This window comes from Xanthomonas sp. F1 (genome assembly GCF_014199855.1).
The window spans coordinates 79601-95009 of the sequence record NZ_JACHOK010000009.1 but is presented as its reverse complement, the minus strand read 5'-3'; the positions used below and the strand labels follow the sequence as shown (position 1 = coordinate 95009).

Below are 15409 nucleotides of genomic sequence, written 5' to 3'. Positions count from 1 at the left end.
GGGAGGGCTGTCACGAGGGTCGAGGATCCATGGGCAGGCGGCTGGGGCGAATGTGGGGAACGGACCGGTACAGCGTGCCGGGAGTTCCGTTGCCGACGCGTGCCGCCATGCGCAGCGAGCGGCAACACGGCGTCACCGGCGACCGCCCGGCGCACGCAAGGCCTTGTCGCGTCAGGGATTGCGTCGGCGCATGCGCAAAACGGCTAAGGTGGCGCGCACCGCCGGCGCGACAGCCGGCGTACAGCCAGCGGGCACCGACGCCCGCCCTGCCGCAGGAGAACCGCATGATCCGACGCCTGGCCGCCGCGCTGCTCGGCGCCGCACTGGCGCTGCCGACGCACGCTGCCCCCTCGCACCTGGACAGCGTCCTGCAACGCGGCACGCTGCGCGTGTGCACCACCGGCGACTACGCGCCCTACAGCCGCCTGCGTGCCGACGGCAGCTACGAAGGCATCGACATCGCCCTGGCGCAATCGCTGGCCGAGAGCCTGGAGGTCAAGCTGCAATGGGTGCCGACGCGCTGGCCGACGTTGCTGCCGGACCTGATCGCCGACCGCTGCGATATCGCCGTGGGCGGCATTTCGGTGTCGCTGCCGCGGCAGCGCCAGGCCTGGTTCAGCGCGGTGCTGGAGGTAGACGGCAAGATCCCGCTGGTGCGTTGCGCCGACCGCGCGCGCTATCGCGACATCGCCCGGATCGATCGCCCCGAGGTGCGGGTGATCGAACCGCGCGGCGGCACCAACGAAGCCTTCGCCCGGCGCGAACTGCCGCGTGCGCAGCTGATCCTGTCCGACGACAACCCCGCCATCTTCCGCGACCTACGCGAGGGCCGCGCCGACGTCATGATCACCGACGCCTCCGAGGCGCGGTTCCAGCAGCGCCAGGTGCCCGGCCTGTGCGCGGTGGCACCGCAGCAACCGCTGCAGTACAGCGAGAAAGCGTTCCTGCTGCCGCGCGACGACATGGCGTGGAAGGCCTACGTCGACCAATGGCTGCACCTGAGCAAGGCCAGCGGCGCCTATGCGCGGATCGTGGCCGCGTGGCTGGGCGATGCGGAGACGACGCCCTAGCCTCCCGCCTGACCGCGCGCAGCCGCTATGCTGCCGCAGCCGGCGGCGTTCGCCCCGGCTTGGGGAACCTCGACAAGGAAAGAGCATGAAACTGCAATGGAGAACGCTCGCACTGCTGGGCGTGATGTTGCTGGCCACCGGCTGCGCGACCAACAGCGTGGTGCACCAGAGCTACAAGGCGACCACCGCCGAAACCTACTGGTACCAACTCACCGGCAACGACGACACCGACGCCGAGAGCCTGGCCATGTTCCACCGCCAGCTCGACGCACAACTGGACGCGGCACACCTGCACGGCGCGCAAGGCCAGGCCAATGCGCGCAAGATGACCATCGTCATCGACCACTACTACATGCGCAGCAACGGCGCGCGGTTCTGGGCCGGCATCATGGCCGGGCGCGACAAGATCAAGAGCCGCGTCACCATCGCCGATGCCAGCGGCAAGACCGCGGCGCAGTTCGACGTGGAATCGACCAACAGCACCGCCTGGGGCACCTCGGAGGGGCTGATCGAGCGCCACGCCCAGGAGATCGTCGCGCGGCTCAAGGAACTGCAGTAAGCCATGGTGCCCATGCAGGACCGCACCGGTCCTGCACGGGCACCGATGCGCGCCACCGCGCTGCCCGCAGGGCACTTCGAATCATCTGCTTCCACGACGATCAAGCCGGATGCAACTGGCCCCGTAGGAGCGGCTTCAGCCGCGACGGAGCGTTCCCGGTGAAGCCCGTCGCGGCTGAAGCCGCTCCTACGGGACACGCCTCGGACTGAGAGAGATGCCCTGTCGTCGATCAAGCATCACTTCGGAGATGCAAGGCGGCCAGCGCATGCCAGCCCCGCTCAACCGGCCAGGCCCAACTGTTCGGCCAGATCGCTGCGCGGCGAACGCCCGTACAGCCGGCTGTATTCGCGACTGAACTGCGATGGACTCTGATAGCCGACGCGGTAGCCAGCCGCGCCCACGTCCATGCGCTCCACCACCATCAGCCGCCGCGCCTCGCGCAGGCGCAACTGCTTCTGGTACTGCAGCGGCGTCATCGCCGCGACTGCACTGAAATGGTGATGCAGCGAGGACACGCTCATGTTGACCTGGCGCGCCAGGTCCTCGATCCGCAGCGGTTCGGCGTAGTGCTGGCGCAGCCAGGCGATGGCCTTGGCGATGCGGTTGCTCGGGCTGTCCTCCTGGGCGATGCGCAGCAGGTTCGGCCCGCACGGCCCGACCAGCAGGCGGTACAGGATTTCCTGTTCGATCAGCGGCGCCATCGCCGCGATGTCGGCCGGCCGCTCGAGCAGCCGCAGCATGCGCAGCGTCGCATCCAGCAGGTCCGGGCAGGCGGTATTGACCGACACCCCGCGCGGACGCTCGGCACCGACCTGCGGCGGCAACGGAATGCGCTCGAGCAACTCGCGCAGCCGATCCGGCCGGATCGACATGCCCACGCCCAGCAGTGGCTGCTCCGGGCTGGCCTGGGTGATGCGCGAGACCACCGGCAGATCCAGCGTCACCAGCAGAAAGGTGCCGACCCCGTAGCGGTATTCCTCGCTGCCCAGGGTCAGGCACTTCTCGCCCTGCAGCACCAGCGCAAAGACCGGCCATTGCGCGGTATGCGTCTTCGGCGACGGCGCGGAGCGGTAGGAGCAGAAGAAGCCGTCGATGGCGGTGTCGTGATCGCCATCGGGCGTGGCCAATCGGGCAACCAGGGTGGCCATTTCCTGGTAGCGGTGGGCGAGCGCGGTCATCGGCAAGGCGCCGTAGCGTGCAGAGGAGGAAGGCAAGCTTGCACGATGCTGCGCCGGCATGGACCACGGCGCGACGCGGCTTGCAGGATCGTACAAGAATTCCGTTGGATCGCGCTAACGCGCGCGCCGCGCGCAGCAGCATCCTGTGTCGGCCGGTTCCCGCGCCGGCGCCGTCCCGGAACGCCCGCCTCCGCCTGCCTGTTCCGGCCATACGGCTCTGTCCCTTCCCCATGCCCCGCCGTCGCGCTGCCGCGTCGCCGCCAGCGCGCCATGTGGGCGACGCAGACCGCAGGAGAGACCGATGCACCCCCATACCGAAGCCCTGGAAATCGCCACCTTCCGCCTGCTGGACTGCACCTGGCGCACCTTCCTGCGCGCCAATGCCGAAGTCGATGCCTGGCTGCAGCGCCAGCCCGGCTTCCGCTCGCGACGCATCGCCCGCCGCCGCGACGGCAGCGTGGTGGACATGGTGCTGTGGGACAGCGTGGCGCACGGCACCGCGTCGGCGCGGCGGCTGATGCGCGAACTGCAGGGCGCCGCGATCCACGCCCTGATCGATCCGGACACGGTGTCGTGGGACATCGCCGCGGTGCAGCACGTGAGCGGCGAGGAACACGATGCGGTGGAGACCGCAGAGGCAGACAGCCTCGCGGCGTGACCGGCGGCGCATGCGCGTAGTCGATCAGATCCAGCCGCGGCGGCGGAACCAGATCGGTAACCGCCTGCGCTCGCATGTGCACCGAAATTCGGCATGGCGCATGCGTTCGCTCAGTGGCGGATGCAACGCGCATGGCCTGCCCCGCGTCATACCATGTCGCGCTCACGGCTGCAGCGCTGTTGAAGGGGGCCTGCAGTGTCTGCGCGTCAGGCGCCGCCGCGCTCGTGCCAGGCCAGAAAGCCGGCCATCTGCAGACCGGACGCCAACACCTGCAGATACTCGCCACGCCGCGACTCGGCGGCCGCGGCATCCTGCGGCCAGCGCTCAAGCGATGCCTGTAACCGCGGCAGATCCACGACGCGATTGGCCAGCGGCGAGCGGCGGGCATCGGCCAGTTGCGCCTGCAGCGCGCCGCGCTGCGCACTCAAGCGCGCGAACCAGTCGCCCTGTTGCACACCGACCATGCGGTTGGCATGGATCTCCGGCGGTGCGCCGCGTGCGGCCAGCAGGCGGCGCGGCAACGCGCGAGTGACCCCGTCGCGCAAGAACTGGTCCAGCGGCAGGCTCCCGAAGAATTCGATCACGCGCCGGTCGCCGAGCGGAAAGCGCATGTCGACCCCGGAGACCGCGCGCAGCGTGTTCATGACGTCCATTGGGCCTGCATCGCCCAGCATCCACTCGCGCAGGGTCCGCAGGGAATGATGCCCGCCTCCCAGACGCAACCGGTATCGGTCCCGATCCAGCGACTGGCGCATTCCTACCGTATGCGCCAGCGCTGGCTGCAGCGCCGCCTCCGCTTCCCAGAACGCAGCCGGCAGGCCATGCCAGAGACGCAGCAGCGCAATCGGCGCAAAGGGACGCAACAGGTAGCGCTGCACGGTCTTGCGCCGACTCAGGCCCTCGCTGACAGCAAGTGCGCGCAGCTGTGCCGCCAGCACCCGCCACTGCCGCTGACGCAGCAGTTGTTGCAGGCGCAACCGGCCGTCGTAGCTGAAGAACGCGTTGCCCAGTTCGCCGCCCAGCATCACCCGTCCGCCACGCGCATGCAGAAACCGGTACAGCGGAAAGAACCAGGCCATGTTGGAGGGCGTGCGGACCGGCTGCGCGCCTTCCCGCCACCAACACGCGGGATCGTGCTCACCCCAGTCGTCGCCATCGTCGCCGACCAGATGCCAGTCGATCCCTGGGTGGCTGGCGGCAAGGCAACGCGCACGCGGTACCTCGTCGTAATAGTGGGTGGCATTGGCGGCTGCGGTCGTCGCCAGCGGGGCGCGCGTGAGCGCAAGCAGCGGCGCCGGCGCCCGTTGCCGCGCTGCCGACAGCGTCACCGAGCCGCTGTCCAGTCCGCCGGTCAGGCAGGTCGCCACCGGACCGTGCGCGCGCAACGCGTCGCTCACCGCACGATCCAGCACCTCGGCCGCAGCAGCCTCAATTTCGGCGTCGTCGCGCAAGCGCAGCGAACCTGCCTCGGGTGGCGACCACCAGCGCTGGCAGTACATCGCTTCGGGGGTCAGCACCGCCGCATGCGCCATCGGTACCCGGTCGACAGCGCGATAGATGGTGCGCTCGGGACGCGCACGGTCCATGATTAGCCTGTCGGCCAGGGCGCGATCGTCCAGATCCTTCGGTACCTCCGGCAGCACCAGCAACGCTCGCAGGCGCGTGGCGAAGGCGATCAGGCGTGGCCCGCGATGCACGAACAACGAGCGCATCCCTACCGGGTCGCGGGCCAGCACCAGGCGCCGCAGGTCCGGCCGATACAAGGCCAAGGCAAAAGACCCGTGGAGGCGCGGCAGTGCCGCGACATCCCAGCGCTGCAAGGCCTGCAGCAGCAGCGCGCCATCGGGCATGGCGGCATCGGCGCAATCCCCCAGCGCCGCTGCCAGTTCCTGCCGCGCGGCCAATGTCACGTCGGCCGCGAGCACGGCGCCCGATGCCCCCACCCATGGCATCGCCTCATCGGCATCCTGCGGGGTGAAGACATGCTGGCGATGCACGAGCGCGACGGCACCGTCCTGCCAGACCCGGACCGGGCCGATCTCGCGCGCATCCAACGCCTGGCCTAGACGCTGGATGTCACCTGGCGCGACCGGCGCGCCATCCAGCCGCCAGACGCCGGCAAAATCACTCATGCCGTCCCGTGCTGGCGTTCAGGCTCAAGAACCGGTACTCGTCCCACCGCCATCATCGCCCGCTACAGTGCCGTTCGCCGTTTCATCGATCGACAGGAAGGACACCACGGGTGCCGACCACGCTTTGCGTCCGCCCTCGACGGAAGCAACAGACGAAACAGTTGGTTGGTTCTCGTACATCGCGGAATCTCCTTATTTGCTTTTTGCTATGGGACCTGACGCAGCCTGCTTCCCCAGCGCATCAGTACAGGCGCAGCGGGTACGATGCGCGCCCCTGCCATCCATCGTCCGCTCTGATTCCCCCGGACGCGCCAGCCGATTAAGCTTGCGCAGGGTGTTTTCAGGTTACCACCACATGCCGCCCGCGGCGCTCACATGTCTACGCCAGAGGCGACGCACGTCGTCATCTGCGCTGCCGGTTTCCGGCTTGCGCTTCCGCCGCGTGCGCTTTTCCTGCCGGTCGCGGCAGCCGGCATGAGTCTGCACCGATTCCACTGGCGCAGGCTCTTGCCGATCCGGCGCGGCGTGCGCCTGTTGTATCGCGCCATGCGCAGCCGCCAGGGCCGCACCTATGCCTGGCTGCAACTCACCTCGCCGGTGCCGCTGTTCCAGGACTACGCGACCACCTCGATGGATCGTTACCCCAACCTGTTCAGTTTCGTCCGACAGATGCTCGGCGCCGATCGCCACGTGCGGCTGCTGTCCTTCGGCTGCGCCAGCGGCGAGGAGGTATTCAGCCTGCGCGCGTACTTCCCCAATGCCACGATCACAGGCGTTGATATCCATCCCGATTCGGTTCGCGCCTGCCTGCGCCAACTGCGCGACCGGCCCGATCCCGGGCTGCAGTTCCGCCTGGCCGGCGATACGACCGGCGAGGCCGATGGCGCTTACGACGCCATTTTCTGCCTGGCGGTGCTGCGTCGCGGCGACCTGGGGACGTATCGCGGCGAGCGCTGCGATCATCTCATCAGGTTCGAGGACGTGGAAGCGCAGTTGCTCGACTTCGCACGTTGCCTGCGCCCTGGCGGACTGCTGGTGCTGCGCCACGCCAATTTCCGCCTGCGCGACACGCAGGCGGCACGCTGGTTCGACACAGCGCTGTGCGTGCCGACGCCGGCACGTGCGGATACGCCGCTGTTCGGTCCGGACAATCGGCGCCTGGCCGAGCAGGCCGACGAACAGGCCGTGTTCCGGCGCCGCATCGCCCCCTGCGATTAGCAAGCAGAACCGGTGCTTTGCAGCGCACGGTGTCCTCGGTAAGCTCCTGCATTCCACACCAACCTGGCACCAGGATGCACATCGCACCAAGCACGATCATCGCGCGGACGCCCGGTTGCCTTGCCGCCGAGATGGGCGATGAACTGGTTCTCATGAGCACCGAACGCGGGCTCTACCTGTCGCTGGACCCCGTCGGCAAGGACGTGTGGTCGCATCTGGATCCGCCCTGCGCCTTCGCCACGCTGTGCGATCGCCTGAGTGCCGAATACGCAGCGCCCCGGACCACCATCGAAACCGACGTGACGACGCTGCTGGAAGCGCTGCGCGACGCCGGGGCGGTGGAGATCCGCGCCTGACACACGTCTCTGCCAATCGGTCATCGCCCGCTATGCCCTTGCACTATCGGTACGTGTTATGCGATTTGCAGGTGAGCAGTACGCTGGCATTGCCGGAACTTGCCCCCTGGCCGGGGAGCGCCGAGTGCGCCGCTGCGGACGTGACGATCGAAGAAGCCGCGGTTCCGGAACGGTTGGACACCGACGAACCTGCCGACTCTTGGTTGAGCGTCGACCGCGATGGCGCGATGCTGCTGCAGGTGCCGCAGGTGGTGCGTATCCTCGTCCGGAGCGGCCGCTCGATGCGCGTGCAACGGCTGGACTCGCACGACGAGAGTTGGCGGCTGTTTCTGCTCGGCTCGGCGCTGGGCTATCTGTGCCTGCAGCGCGGCCTGTTCCCGCTGCATGCCGCCTGTCTGCGCATCGGCTCACGGACCGTGGCCTTCGCCGGCCATAGCGGCGCAGGGAAATCCACGTTGGCGGCAGCCCTGCTGCAACGCGGCCATGGCCTGCTCAGCGACGACCTCACCGTCATCCGCAGCGATGGTGCCCACGGCATCACGACGCTGCCGGCATTTCCGCGGCTGAAACTGTGGCGCGACACGCTGGAGTCGCTGCAGTTGCCGATGACCGGCACGCCACGGGTGCGGCCAGGCATGGACAAATTCGATCTGCGTCCAAGCATAGGCTTCGATGCCGCACCGGCGACGTTGGATGCGGTCGTGGTCCTGCACGATGCACCTTCGGAGCCGCACCTGCAGCGTCTGTCGCCGCATGCCGGATTGGCGACGCTGCACGGCTACCTGGCACGCCCGCAGGCGGCCGAACGCCTTGGCCTGCGCGCAGCCATGTTTGCGCAGGCCGCCGCCATCGCCCGCCAGGTACCGGTCTGGCGGCTGCAGCGCCCGCGCCGCTTCGACGCACTCGCCGCCACAGCCGACCTGCTCGAGGCGCACTTCGGCACATGAGCCGGCGCGGCATCTTCTGGCTCGTCTCGTATCCCAAGTCCGGCAATACCTGGGTTCGCTACCTGATCGCCAGTCTGCAGAGAGGTGCTGCCACAGTAGACCTGGACGAACTCACCACGGCGCTGCCGAACGCCGCATGGCGCGCATGGCTGGCACGCTACCTCGACGTGGATATCGGCGACCTGACGCCGGCCGAACTGCATCTGCTACGCGCCGCCGCCTACCGGCGATGCGCAGCGCAGACCCTGAGCGTGCTCAAGGTTCACGACCGCTACGACGCCACGCTGTTTCCCGCCACGGCGACAGTCGGGACTGTTTACATCGTGCGTGATCCGCGCGACATCGCTCCGTCCTGGGCAGACCACGCCCGCGTGGATCTGGACACCGCCATCGCGCAACTTGGCGAAAGCGGAGCCACCGTCTGCGGCACGCTGTCCGCATACCGTTCACAGGCTAGGCAACGTTTCGGCTCATGGTCCGAGCACGTGGCGTCCTGGCAGCAGGCGCCCGGCCCACGTCTGCTGCTGCGCTATGAAGACCTGTTGACCGATCCACTGCGGGAAACCATGCGCTTGGCCGACTTTCTCGGCCTGCCCACGGATCCCGCACTGGTGGAGCGTGCGGTGGCGTCGTGCCGTTTCGAGACGCTGCGCGATACAGAGCAACGCCGTGGATTCGCAGAACGCCAGGACGGACAGACACACTTCTTCCGCCAGGGCCGCGCGGGCGCGTGGCGCACGGTGCTCAGCGCGGCACAGGCGGCGCGTGTGCTCACCGACCATGGCCCGATCATGGCCTGGCTGGGCTACCTGGACGATGCACCGCTTCCGGAACGCTCATGCGGGAAAGCATGACCCGCTGCGGGACCAGACCATCTGCCAGGCGATGTCGGTGTCGGCATATGCGTGAAAGCCAAGCCGGCGATACAGGCCGGCCGCAGGATTGTCCTTTTCCACCTGCAGCAACACGTCGCGGCCATCGGCCGCCGCTTGCTCCAGCAGCGCAGCGATCAACGCCGTCCCCAAGCCCTGCCCACGGCGATCCGGCCGCAGCAGGATATCCATCAAGCGCACAGCGCCTGCAGCATCGTCCCCCAGATACATCCGCCCGATGACGCACTCATCTTCGAGCAGCACCAGGAACAGCACCTGCTCCTGGCTAAGGGTGTAGTGACGCTGCTGCACCGCGAACTGCTGGTCGATGAACGCGGCGCGCGCCACATCGTCCCACTGCAACATCGCGAACTCGGCCCAGCGCTGCTCCCGATACAACGCGCGCAGCGCCGGCAGGTCCGCCACGCATTCCGGTCGTATCTGCATGCCCCGCACCAGCAATGGCGCGGGACAGTCGAAGCGCAGCGTGCTCAATCCCGTTCCGGATAGATGCCGTCGGTGGCGCAGATGCAGTAGCGCATGGTGGTGAAGGGCTGCCGATTCTCGTGCGCCTGAGCTGGCACGGGGCTCCCGGGAAAGGGCGTCAGACTGTTCGGAGACATGGCTGCGGGAGTGACACTGGCCGCCGCCGTGTATTGCCTGTACGTGGTAGTGCTGCCGGTCGGATTGATCAGACGCGATATGTAGGCGGTGGCGCCAGGCGTCGCGCTGAATGCGGTCTGTGCCGATGCGAATGGCGTGAACTTGCTGGTGATGGTGTGGGTATGGGCCGGCAACTGCGTCGCCGACACCAGCGCAACGGAGTCGGCGCCATCCAGTTGCGCCAGCGCATAGTTGCTTAGGCCCGGACCCTGACCGCGACCGACCGCTGCACGGCCGCGCAGGTCCGGCAAGCCGAACGTCGTGCGGCCATCGCCCCCATAGAAATTGGAGAGCAACGAATACAGCATCTGATACTGCTGCACGCTCACCAACTGGCCCATGCAATCGAGCCAGCCCTCCGGTGCGAAGGTATAGGGAAACGCACGCACCTCGCCGATGAAGCTGTTGGACATGTCAGGCTCCTATGCGATGGCCGATCAAGGCCGATCCGGAAACAAACCATTCAGGCAGATCAGGTAGTTCAACGCCTGCGTGGCCATACGGTTGTCGTGCGCCTGGTTCGCGCCGGCAGATCCGACCGTGCTGGCAGCCAAGGTGGGCACCACCGGTGCAGAGCCGCTGGGTGGCGTGAAATACTCCACGTTCGGGGTCGGCGGCACCGCGAACAGATTGCCGGTCGGCACCACGGTCGTGGCAGCCGCGGTGGTCGCCTGCAGGGTATGCCGATGCGCCGGCATTTCCGCCAATTGCAAGGTCATGGTTTCCACACCCAGTTGCTGCCCGAGCACGCGTGCGGTCAGTTGCGGTGCCGGCGCACGGGGCACGCCCTGCCCCTGCCCGATCGGCACCCGGCTGCGCAGGTCCGGCAGATTGAACGTGGTCCTGCCGTCGCCACCGTAGACGGTGCCGATAAGCGAGTACAACGCAACGTAATCCTTGATCAACAACTGGCGGCCATCGCAGAACGCCCAGTTTTTCGGCTCGAAATAGCTGGCGAACAGGATGATTTGACCAATGTAGGCGTCCATAGATGTCGTTTCCTTCGTGGCGGGCGTCAGGGGCGGGACGGAAACAGACCGACCGTGCAGATGCAGAAGTTCAGCACCAGCGACGGTTGCATGTTGTTGTGCGCGGCGCCCGCGCCCTCCTGGCTGACCGCATCGGGAGCCAACGCGACCAGCGTCCCCGTTGGCGCATACAGGTACTGCGGATCGGCGGGTTCGGCGATATAGGCGTTACCTGCCCCTGCGGTCGTTCCCACCGCGGCAACCGCATTGACGGTATGAGTATGCGGTGGAATCTGCGCGGCGGAGAGCGCCACGCCTTCGAGACCACCGTAGTTGCCCACGGAGTACATCACCGGCGGCGAGGTGAGTGGGTTGGCGCCCTGCCCCACCGGCACCCGACCGCGCAGATCGGGCAGATTGAACGTGGTCTTGCCGTCGCCGCCGAACTGATTGCCGAGCAGCGCCGCGAGTGCTTGATTGCCTTGAATAGGCAGCGAGCGGCCATCGCATGGCAGCCATCCCCTGGGCACCCAGTCCATCGTAAACAGGCGAATTTCGCCTATGAACGCGTCGGTCATACGTCGTCTCCTTGAGAGCGGATCAGCGAGAGGCCATGGCTGCGATCGCGCACGAAATTGCACCGCCCTGGGCGCCGCGTCATGCGTCGAGGGCTATGCTACACAGCGTACGAGTGCGCGATACATCAGTCCGATGCCGATCCGCATCGCACGGGAATAACAGGGACGGACAAGAATCATGTGCGCACTGAATCACTTAGCACTTTTTCGATGCAATGCAGTGCGCGCTGGTCAAGAAATTTTGTCTACGCTCGAATACAAGTCATCCGATTCGATGAAATCGTCCTCAGTTTGGGAGGCGCCTGCCGATGACGCGCGCGATGAATCCGGGTTCCATCCTTGATTGCGACGACACCCGGATGGTCGCCCGCCTTCGCCTATGCGTTGTGTTTGTGGCGGGCGCAGCCCGATCCGTCGCGCGCAGACGACGTCGATCCACACGCCTTCGCGCGCGTGCTGACGCAACACCGTCTGGCGCTGGCACTGCCGCCCGCCGAGACGCTGGCGGCGACCATGCCGGCACCGCTGTGCGATGTGCTTCGCCAACGGCAACGCCGCATGCTCGTGCATACGCTCCGACAGACCGCGGCGCTGCAGCAAATCGTCCGTTGTCTGGACGACGCCGGTCTGCGCCACTGCCTGCTCAAGGGACAGGGCTACGCGGCACTGTTCGGCAGCCCGCAGCATCGCGAGGCCTGCGATATCGACCTGTTGATCGATGCCACCGACCGCGATCGCGTGCTGCCTCTGCTTGAACGCCTGGGCTATCTGCTGGACCCGGACGCGGCGGACGCGTTGGACCGCTACGTACGCGACAATCACGCCCTGTCGCTGCGGCATGCCGACAGCGGGCTGGTGCTGGAACTGCATCTGCGCCTGGCCAACCAGGCCCGCGAGTTCCCCTTGCAACCCGCAGCGCTGTGGGACGACCACACCACCCGCGTGCGCGTGGCCGGGGTGCAGGTGACCACATTGGCGCCACCGCTGGCGGTGGTGTATGCCGCTTTCCACGGCACCAAGCACAACTGGCACCGCGCCTTCTGGCTGGTGGATCTCGCGCAGGCGCTGCGCAGCCCATCGCTGGACTGGCATGCCACCCTTACGCTGGCGCGTCGCCTCGGCGTGGAACGGCAACTGGCCCTGGGCGCCTTGTTGGCCGAGGCCACGCTCGGCATCGGCTTGCCTCCGGCCCTGCGCGAACAACCATCGCTGCTGCGCAGCGCGCGACTCGCGGCCGACACGCTGCTGCCGCACCTGGACGCACTCGGCTCCGATCGCGGCGCCGACCTGGCGGCCCGGCTCGGCGTGGTCCGCTATGCGCTGCGCCTGCTGTCGCTGCAATCGAGCTGGCGTGGTCGTCTGCAGTTGATTCCGTTCCTGCTTGCGCCGACCGAGGACGACCGCGCGGCCACGCGCCTGCCGCGCCCACTGCAGTGGGCCTACCCGGGATTGCGCGCGATGCGACTAGTCCGGCAGCACCTGGCCAAGCGCCGCGGCATGCGCGGCGATGCGCGCTGAGGCGTTTCCCCTGCCTCGCAGGCGGCGCTCGGCCGATCCGACGCGCGGACACGACTAGCCTCCACATCGCACGCGAACACGGGCGGCCATCGCGCGCTGGCCGCGTCGGCGCCCGCAGGGCGCACTCAGACCCAGCCGCGGCGGCGGAACCACGCCAGCGGCAACAGCATGCTCAGCGCGATCACGCCCAGCGCCCAGTAGTAGGCGTCGTGCCATTTCAGCTCGGGCATGTGCGCGAAGTTCATGCCCCAGATGCCCACCAGCACCGTCGGCGGGATGCCCACCACCGAGGCCACCGCCATCACCTTCATCACGTTGTTCTGGTCGACGTTGATCATGCCCAGCACGCTGTCGAGCAGGAACTCGATGCGGTCGTCCAGGTGCTGCTCGAATTCGATGAGGGTGGCCAGATCCTTGTGCAACAGGCCGATGCGCTTGGCCGCGTCCTCGCCGAACCAGTCCGGCGCGGCATCGTCCAGATAGGTGGCCAGGCGCAGCAGGCCGTGGCCGGCGTTGTGCATGCCGCCCAGGCGCCGGCCCATGTCGCCGACGTCGCGCAGCATCCGCTCCAGGTGCCGCGACTTGTGCCGCGCATGCGGCTTGGCGAACGCGGCACGCGTGGCCTCGGTAATCTGTGCCTCCAGCGCTTCCAGGCGGTCGGCCAGGCGCCCGACCAGTTCGTCGAGCAGCCGCAGCAGCAGATCGTCGCTGCTGCGGCAGGGGCTGTGCTGCAACTGCGTGACCACCGCATCCAGCGAGGCCATCGGCTGCTCGCGCTGGGTCACCAGCACCCGCGGCGACACCGCAAAGCCCAGCGGCGCGGTGGGACCGTCCTCGTCCTGGAAGCGCGGCACGTTGAGGAACAGCACATCGCCCTCCACCCGCACCCGGCTGCTGAACTCGATCTCGCCGATGGCCGCACGCGTCGGCACGGCGAAGCCGACCTTGCTATCAACCTCGGCCAGGTCCGCCTCGCTCGGCCGGCACAGGTCCACCCAGCACACCGGCGTGTCGGAGGTACCGCCGAAGCGATGGATGGTGATCATCGGGACTGGCTCGCGCAGGAAAGGCCGCGAGCATCCGTCAGCGCGTGCAGAGCGTCAACGACCGCCGCGCACGCCGGTTCAGGCTAGGGCGTGTCATCAATCCCCGAGCGATGACGCGGCCACGGGCGCGCGCAACCGCGGCCCTTCGGGTTGGGCCTGCCAGACCCAACGCGGCATACTCGGGAATGGGTGACACGCCCTAGGCGCTGCGGCGCTTCAACGCGTAGCCCACGCCCAGCAGCAGGAACCACACCGGGCTGGCGAACAGGGCCTGGCGGGTATCGGCCTGCAGGGTCAGCAGCGCCAGCACGAAGGCGAAGAACGCCAGGCACACGTAGCACATGACCACGCCGCCGGGCATCTTGAACGCGGAGGCCGCATGCAGCTGCGGGCGCTTGCGCCGGTAGGCGATGTAGGCGCACAGGATCAGCGACCAGACGAACATGAACAGCACCGCGGCCAGCGTGGTGACCAGGGTGAAGGCGGTGACCAGGTTCGGGATCAGGTACATCAGCACGGTGCCGCCAAGCAGGCAGGCGCAGGAGAACAGCAGTCCGCGCGCGGGCACCGCCGCGCGCGAGAGCCGCGCGAACCCGCGCGGCGCGTGGCGCTCCTCGGCCAGGCCGTAGAGCATGCGGCTGGTGGAGAAGATGCCGCTGTTGGCCGAGGACGTGGCCGAGGTAAGCACCACGAAGTTGATCAGGCTGGCGGCGGCCGGCACGCCGGCCAGCACGAACAGCTCCACGAACGGGCTCTTGCCCGGCACCACCTCGCGCCACGGCGTCACCGCCATGATCGCGACCAGCGCCAGCACGTAGAACACCAGAATGCGCACCGGGATCGAGTTGATCGCCTTGGGCAGGTTGCGGCGCGGGTCGGCGGTCTCGGCCGCGGTGGTGCCGACCAGCTCGATGCCGACGAAGGCGAACACCGCGATCTGGAAGCCGGCGAAGAACCCGCCCAGCCCCATCGGGAACATGCCGCCGTCGTTCCATAGGTTGGCCAGCGAGGCCACGTGCCCGGACGGCGACTGGAAGCCCCAGGCGACCAGGCCGGCGCCGGTGAGGATCAGCGCGCAGATCGCCACGATCTTGATCAGCGCGAACCAGAATTCCATTTCGCCGAACAGCTTCACCGTCACCAGGTTCAACCCCAGCAACAACAGCACGCACAGCATCGCCGGGATCCACGGCGCCAGCGTCGGGAACCAGAACTGCGCGTAGGCGGCGATCGCGATCACGTCGGCGATGGCGGTGATGATCCAGCAGAACCAGTAGGTCCAGCCGCAGAAGAACCCGGCCCAGGGCCCCAGCAGGTCGGTGGAGAAGTCGATGAACGACTTGTATTCCAGGTTCGACAGCAGCAGTTCGCCCATCGCGCGCATCACGAAGAACAGCATCACGCCGATAATCAGGTACACGAACAGGATCGACGGCCCGGCCAGGCTGATGGTCTTGCCCGAGCCCATGAACAGGCCGGTGCCGATCGCCCCGCCGATCGCGATCAACTGCAGGTGGCGGTTGGAGAGGCTGCGCTGCAGGTGGTCGGGCTGGGCGGACGGATCGGTCATGGGCGCAGGCCATCGCGAGGGGTTAGCCTGCAAACATAGAAGATGGCGGCAGCGCGCGCCAGCCGCGCATCGCGTC

At 67.7% G+C, this 15409-nt stretch carries 17 protein-coding genes; 8 read left to right on the top strand and 9 right to left on the bottom strand.

The window, feature by feature from the left end; all coding sequences use genetic code 11:
* The first annotated feature begins 284 nt into the window (after nucleotides 1-284).
* Both GGR71_RS17360 and GGR71_RS17355 read left to right on the top strand, forming a co-directional pair.
* Nucleotides 285-1070, top strand: a complete 786-nt coding sequence (locus GGR71_RS17360; RefSeq protein WP_160959576.1) for a transporter substrate-binding domain-containing protein — start codon at nucleotides 285-287, stop codon at nucleotides 1068-1070.
* Nucleotides 1071-1155: 85 nt separating this feature from the next.
* Nucleotides 1156-1629, top strand: a complete 474-nt coding sequence (locus GGR71_RS17355; RefSeq protein WP_160959573.1) for a DUF4410 domain-containing protein — start codon at nucleotides 1156-1158, stop codon at nucleotides 1627-1629.
* Nucleotides 1630-1907: 278 nt separating this feature from the next.
* On the opposite strand, the gene GGR71_RS17350 is transcribed toward GGR71_RS17355, so the two are convergent.
* The gene (locus GGR71_RS17350; RefSeq protein ID WP_160959571.1) at nucleotides 1908-2807 is read right to left on the bottom strand and encodes an AraC family transcriptional regulator; all 900 of its coding nucleotides are present in this window, start codon (nucleotides 2805-2807) and stop codon (nucleotides 1908-1910) included.
* 301 nt (nucleotides 2808-3108) lie between these two features.
* Between GGR71_RS17350 and GGR71_RS17345 the strand changes: the two genes are divergently transcribed.
* Nucleotides 3109-3465 carry a hypothetical protein gene (locus GGR71_RS17345; protein ID WP_160959568.1) on the top strand — a complete coding sequence of 119 codons (357 nt, stop codon included), beginning with the start codon at nucleotides 3109-3111 and terminating at the stop codon, nucleotides 3463-3465.
* A 206-nt stretch (nucleotides 3466-3671) separates the two neighbouring features.
* Here GGR71_RS17345 and GGR71_RS17340 read toward each other — a convergent pair whose 3' ends face one another.
* On the bottom strand, nucleotides 3672-5597 hold the full coding sequence (locus GGR71_RS17340; protein ID WP_160959565.1) for an asparagine synthase-related protein: 1926 nt from the start codon (nucleotides 5595-5597) through the stop codon (nucleotides 3672-3674).
* Between the two features lie 24 nt (nucleotides 5598-5621).
* Entirely contained in the window at nucleotides 5622-5777 is a 156-nt protein-coding gene (locus tag GGR71_RS17335) for a hypothetical protein (protein WP_184452164.1), read from the bottom strand.
* A gap of 294 nt (nucleotides 5778-6071) precedes the next feature.
* Between GGR71_RS17335 and GGR71_RS17330 the strand changes: the two genes are divergently transcribed.
* The 4 genes from GGR71_RS17330 (at nucleotide 6072) to GGR71_RS17315 (ending at nucleotide 8972) form a co-directional block, all read left to right on the top strand.
* On the top strand, nucleotides 6072-6815 hold the full coding sequence (locus tag GGR71_RS17330) for a class I SAM-dependent methyltransferase (protein WP_160959562.1): 744 nt from the start codon (nucleotides 6072-6074) through the stop codon (nucleotides 6813-6815).
* A 74-nt stretch (nucleotides 6816-6889) separates the two neighbouring features.
* Nucleotides 6890-7171, top strand: coding sequence for a PqqD family protein (locus tag GGR71_RS17325; RefSeq protein WP_160959559.1), 282 nt, complete (start codon nucleotides 6890-6892; stop codon nucleotides 7169-7171).
* A 71-nt stretch (nucleotides 7172-7242) separates the two neighbouring features.
* Nucleotides 7243-8118, top strand: a complete 876-nt coding sequence (locus tag GGR71_RS17320) for an HPr kinase/phosphorylase (protein WP_343160808.1) — start codon at nucleotides 7243-7245, stop codon at nucleotides 8116-8118.
* Nucleotides 8115-8972 (top strand): sulfotransferase domain-containing protein, encoded by an 858-nt coding sequence (locus GGR71_RS17315; RefSeq protein ID WP_160959554.1) that lies wholly within the window; start codon nucleotides 8115-8117, stop codon nucleotides 8970-8972. The genes GGR71_RS17320 and GGR71_RS17315 overlap by 4 nt, the downstream gene beginning before the upstream one ends.
* Here GGR71_RS17315 and GGR71_RS17310 read toward each other — a convergent pair.
* From GGR71_RS17310 to GGR71_RS17295, 4 genes are read right to left on the bottom strand one after another with little or no spacing between them, the layout of a single operon-like run.
* Complete coding sequence (locus tag GGR71_RS17310; RefSeq protein WP_237474344.1) at nucleotides 8955-9485, bottom strand: GNAT family N-acetyltransferase; 531 nt, start codon at nucleotides 9483-9485, stop codon at nucleotides 8955-8957. The two genes, GGR71_RS17315 and GGR71_RS17310, sit on opposite strands and share 18 nt — an antisense overlap.
* On the bottom strand, nucleotides 9482-10066 hold the full coding sequence (locus GGR71_RS17305) for a phage tail protein (RefSeq protein ID WP_160959552.1): 585 nt from the start codon (nucleotides 10064-10066) through the stop codon (nucleotides 9482-9484). The genes GGR71_RS17310 and GGR71_RS17305 overlap by 4 nt, the downstream gene beginning before the upstream one ends.
* Before the next feature lie 24 nt (nucleotides 10067-10090).
* Nucleotides 10091-10642 carry a phage tail protein gene (locus tag GGR71_RS17300; protein WP_160959549.1) on the bottom strand — a complete coding sequence of 184 codons (552 nt, stop codon included), beginning with the start codon at nucleotides 10640-10642 and terminating at the stop codon, nucleotides 10091-10093.
* Nucleotides 10643-10668: 26 nt separating this feature from the next.
* Nucleotides 10669-11199, bottom strand: a complete 531-nt coding sequence (locus GGR71_RS17295; RefSeq protein ID WP_160959547.1) for a phage tail protein — start codon at nucleotides 11197-11199, stop codon at nucleotides 10669-10671.
* A 339-nt stretch (nucleotides 11200-11538) separates the two neighbouring features.
* Here GGR71_RS17295 and GGR71_RS17290 point away from each other — a divergent pair, with 339 nt between their 5' ends.
* The gene (locus GGR71_RS17290; RefSeq protein WP_160959545.1) at nucleotides 11539-12717 is read left to right on the top strand and encodes a nucleotidyltransferase domain-containing protein; all 1179 of its coding nucleotides are present in this window, start codon (nucleotides 11539-11541) and stop codon (nucleotides 12715-12717) included.
* 125 nt (nucleotides 12718-12842) lie between these two features.
* Here the strand turns inward: GGR71_RS17290 and GGR71_RS17285 are convergent, their stop codons facing one another.
* Complete coding sequence (locus tag GGR71_RS17285; protein ID WP_160959542.1) at nucleotides 12843-13763, bottom strand: CorA family divalent cation transporter; 921 nt, start codon at nucleotides 13761-13763, stop codon at nucleotides 12843-12845.
* A 199-nt stretch (nucleotides 13764-13962) separates the two neighbouring features.
* The gene (cycA, locus tag GGR71_RS17280) at nucleotides 13963-15333 is read right to left on the bottom strand and encodes a D-serine/D-alanine/glycine transporter (RefSeq protein ID WP_010340292.1); all 1371 of its coding nucleotides are present in this window, start codon (nucleotides 15331-15333) and stop codon (nucleotides 13963-13965) included.
* Nucleotides 15334-15409: the final 76 nt, after the last annotated feature.

What these genes read in the sequence shown, in the direction of transcription:
- GGR71_RS17360 (WP_160959576.1), top strand. Translation starts at nt 285, where the DNA reads ATGATCCGACGCCTGGCCGCCGCGCTGCTCGGCGCCGCACTGGCGCTG.
- GGR71_RS17355 (WP_160959573.1), top strand. Translation starts at nt 1,156, where the DNA reads ATGAAACTGCAATGGAGAACGCTCGCACTGCTGGGCGTGATGTTGCTG.
- GGR71_RS17350 (WP_160959571.1), bottom strand. Translation starts at nt 2,807, where the DNA reads ATGACCGCGCTCGCCCACCGCTACCAGGAAATGGCCACCCTGGTTGCC.
- GGR71_RS17345 (WP_160959568.1), top strand. Translation starts at nt 3,109, where the DNA reads ATGCACCCCCATACCGAAGCCCTGGAAATCGCCACCTTCCGCCTGCTG.
- GGR71_RS17340 (WP_160959565.1), bottom strand. Translation starts at nt 5,597, where the DNA reads ATGAGTGATTTTGCCGGCGTCTGGCGGCTGGATGGCGCGCCGGTCGCG.
- GGR71_RS17335 (WP_184452164.1), bottom strand. Translation starts at nt 5,777, where the DNA reads ATGTACGAGAACCAACCAACTGTTTCGTCTGTTGCTTCCGTCGAGGGC.
- GGR71_RS17330 (WP_160959562.1), top strand. Translation starts at nt 6,072, where the DNA reads ATGAGTCTGCACCGATTCCACTGGCGCAGGCTCTTGCCGATCCGGCGC.
- GGR71_RS17325 (WP_160959559.1), top strand. Translation starts at nt 6,890, where the DNA reads ATGCACATCGCACCAAGCACGATCATCGCGCGGACGCCCGGTTGCCTT.
- GGR71_RS17315 (WP_160959554.1), top strand. Translation starts at nt 8,115, where the DNA reads ATGAGCCGGCGCGGCATCTTCTGGCTCGTCTCGTATCCCAAGTCCGGC.
- GGR71_RS17305 (WP_160959552.1), bottom strand. Translation starts at nt 10,066, where the DNA reads ATGTCCAACAGCTTCATCGGCGAGGTGCGTGCGTTTCCCTATACCTTC.
- GGR71_RS17300 (WP_160959549.1), bottom strand. Translation starts at nt 10,642, where the DNA reads ATGGACGCCTACATTGGTCAAATCATCCTGTTCGCCAGCTATTTCGAG.
- GGR71_RS17295 (WP_160959547.1), bottom strand. Translation starts at nt 11,199, where the DNA reads ATGACCGACGCGTTCATAGGCGAAATTCGCCTGTTTACGATGGACTGG.
- GGR71_RS17285 (WP_160959542.1), bottom strand. Translation starts at nt 13,763, where the DNA reads ATGATCACCATCCATCGCTTCGGCGGTACCTCCGACACGCCGGTGTGC.
- cycA (WP_010340292.1), bottom strand. Translation starts at nt 15,333, where the DNA reads ATGACCGATCCGTCCGCCCAGCCCGACCACCTGCAGCGCAGCCTCTCC.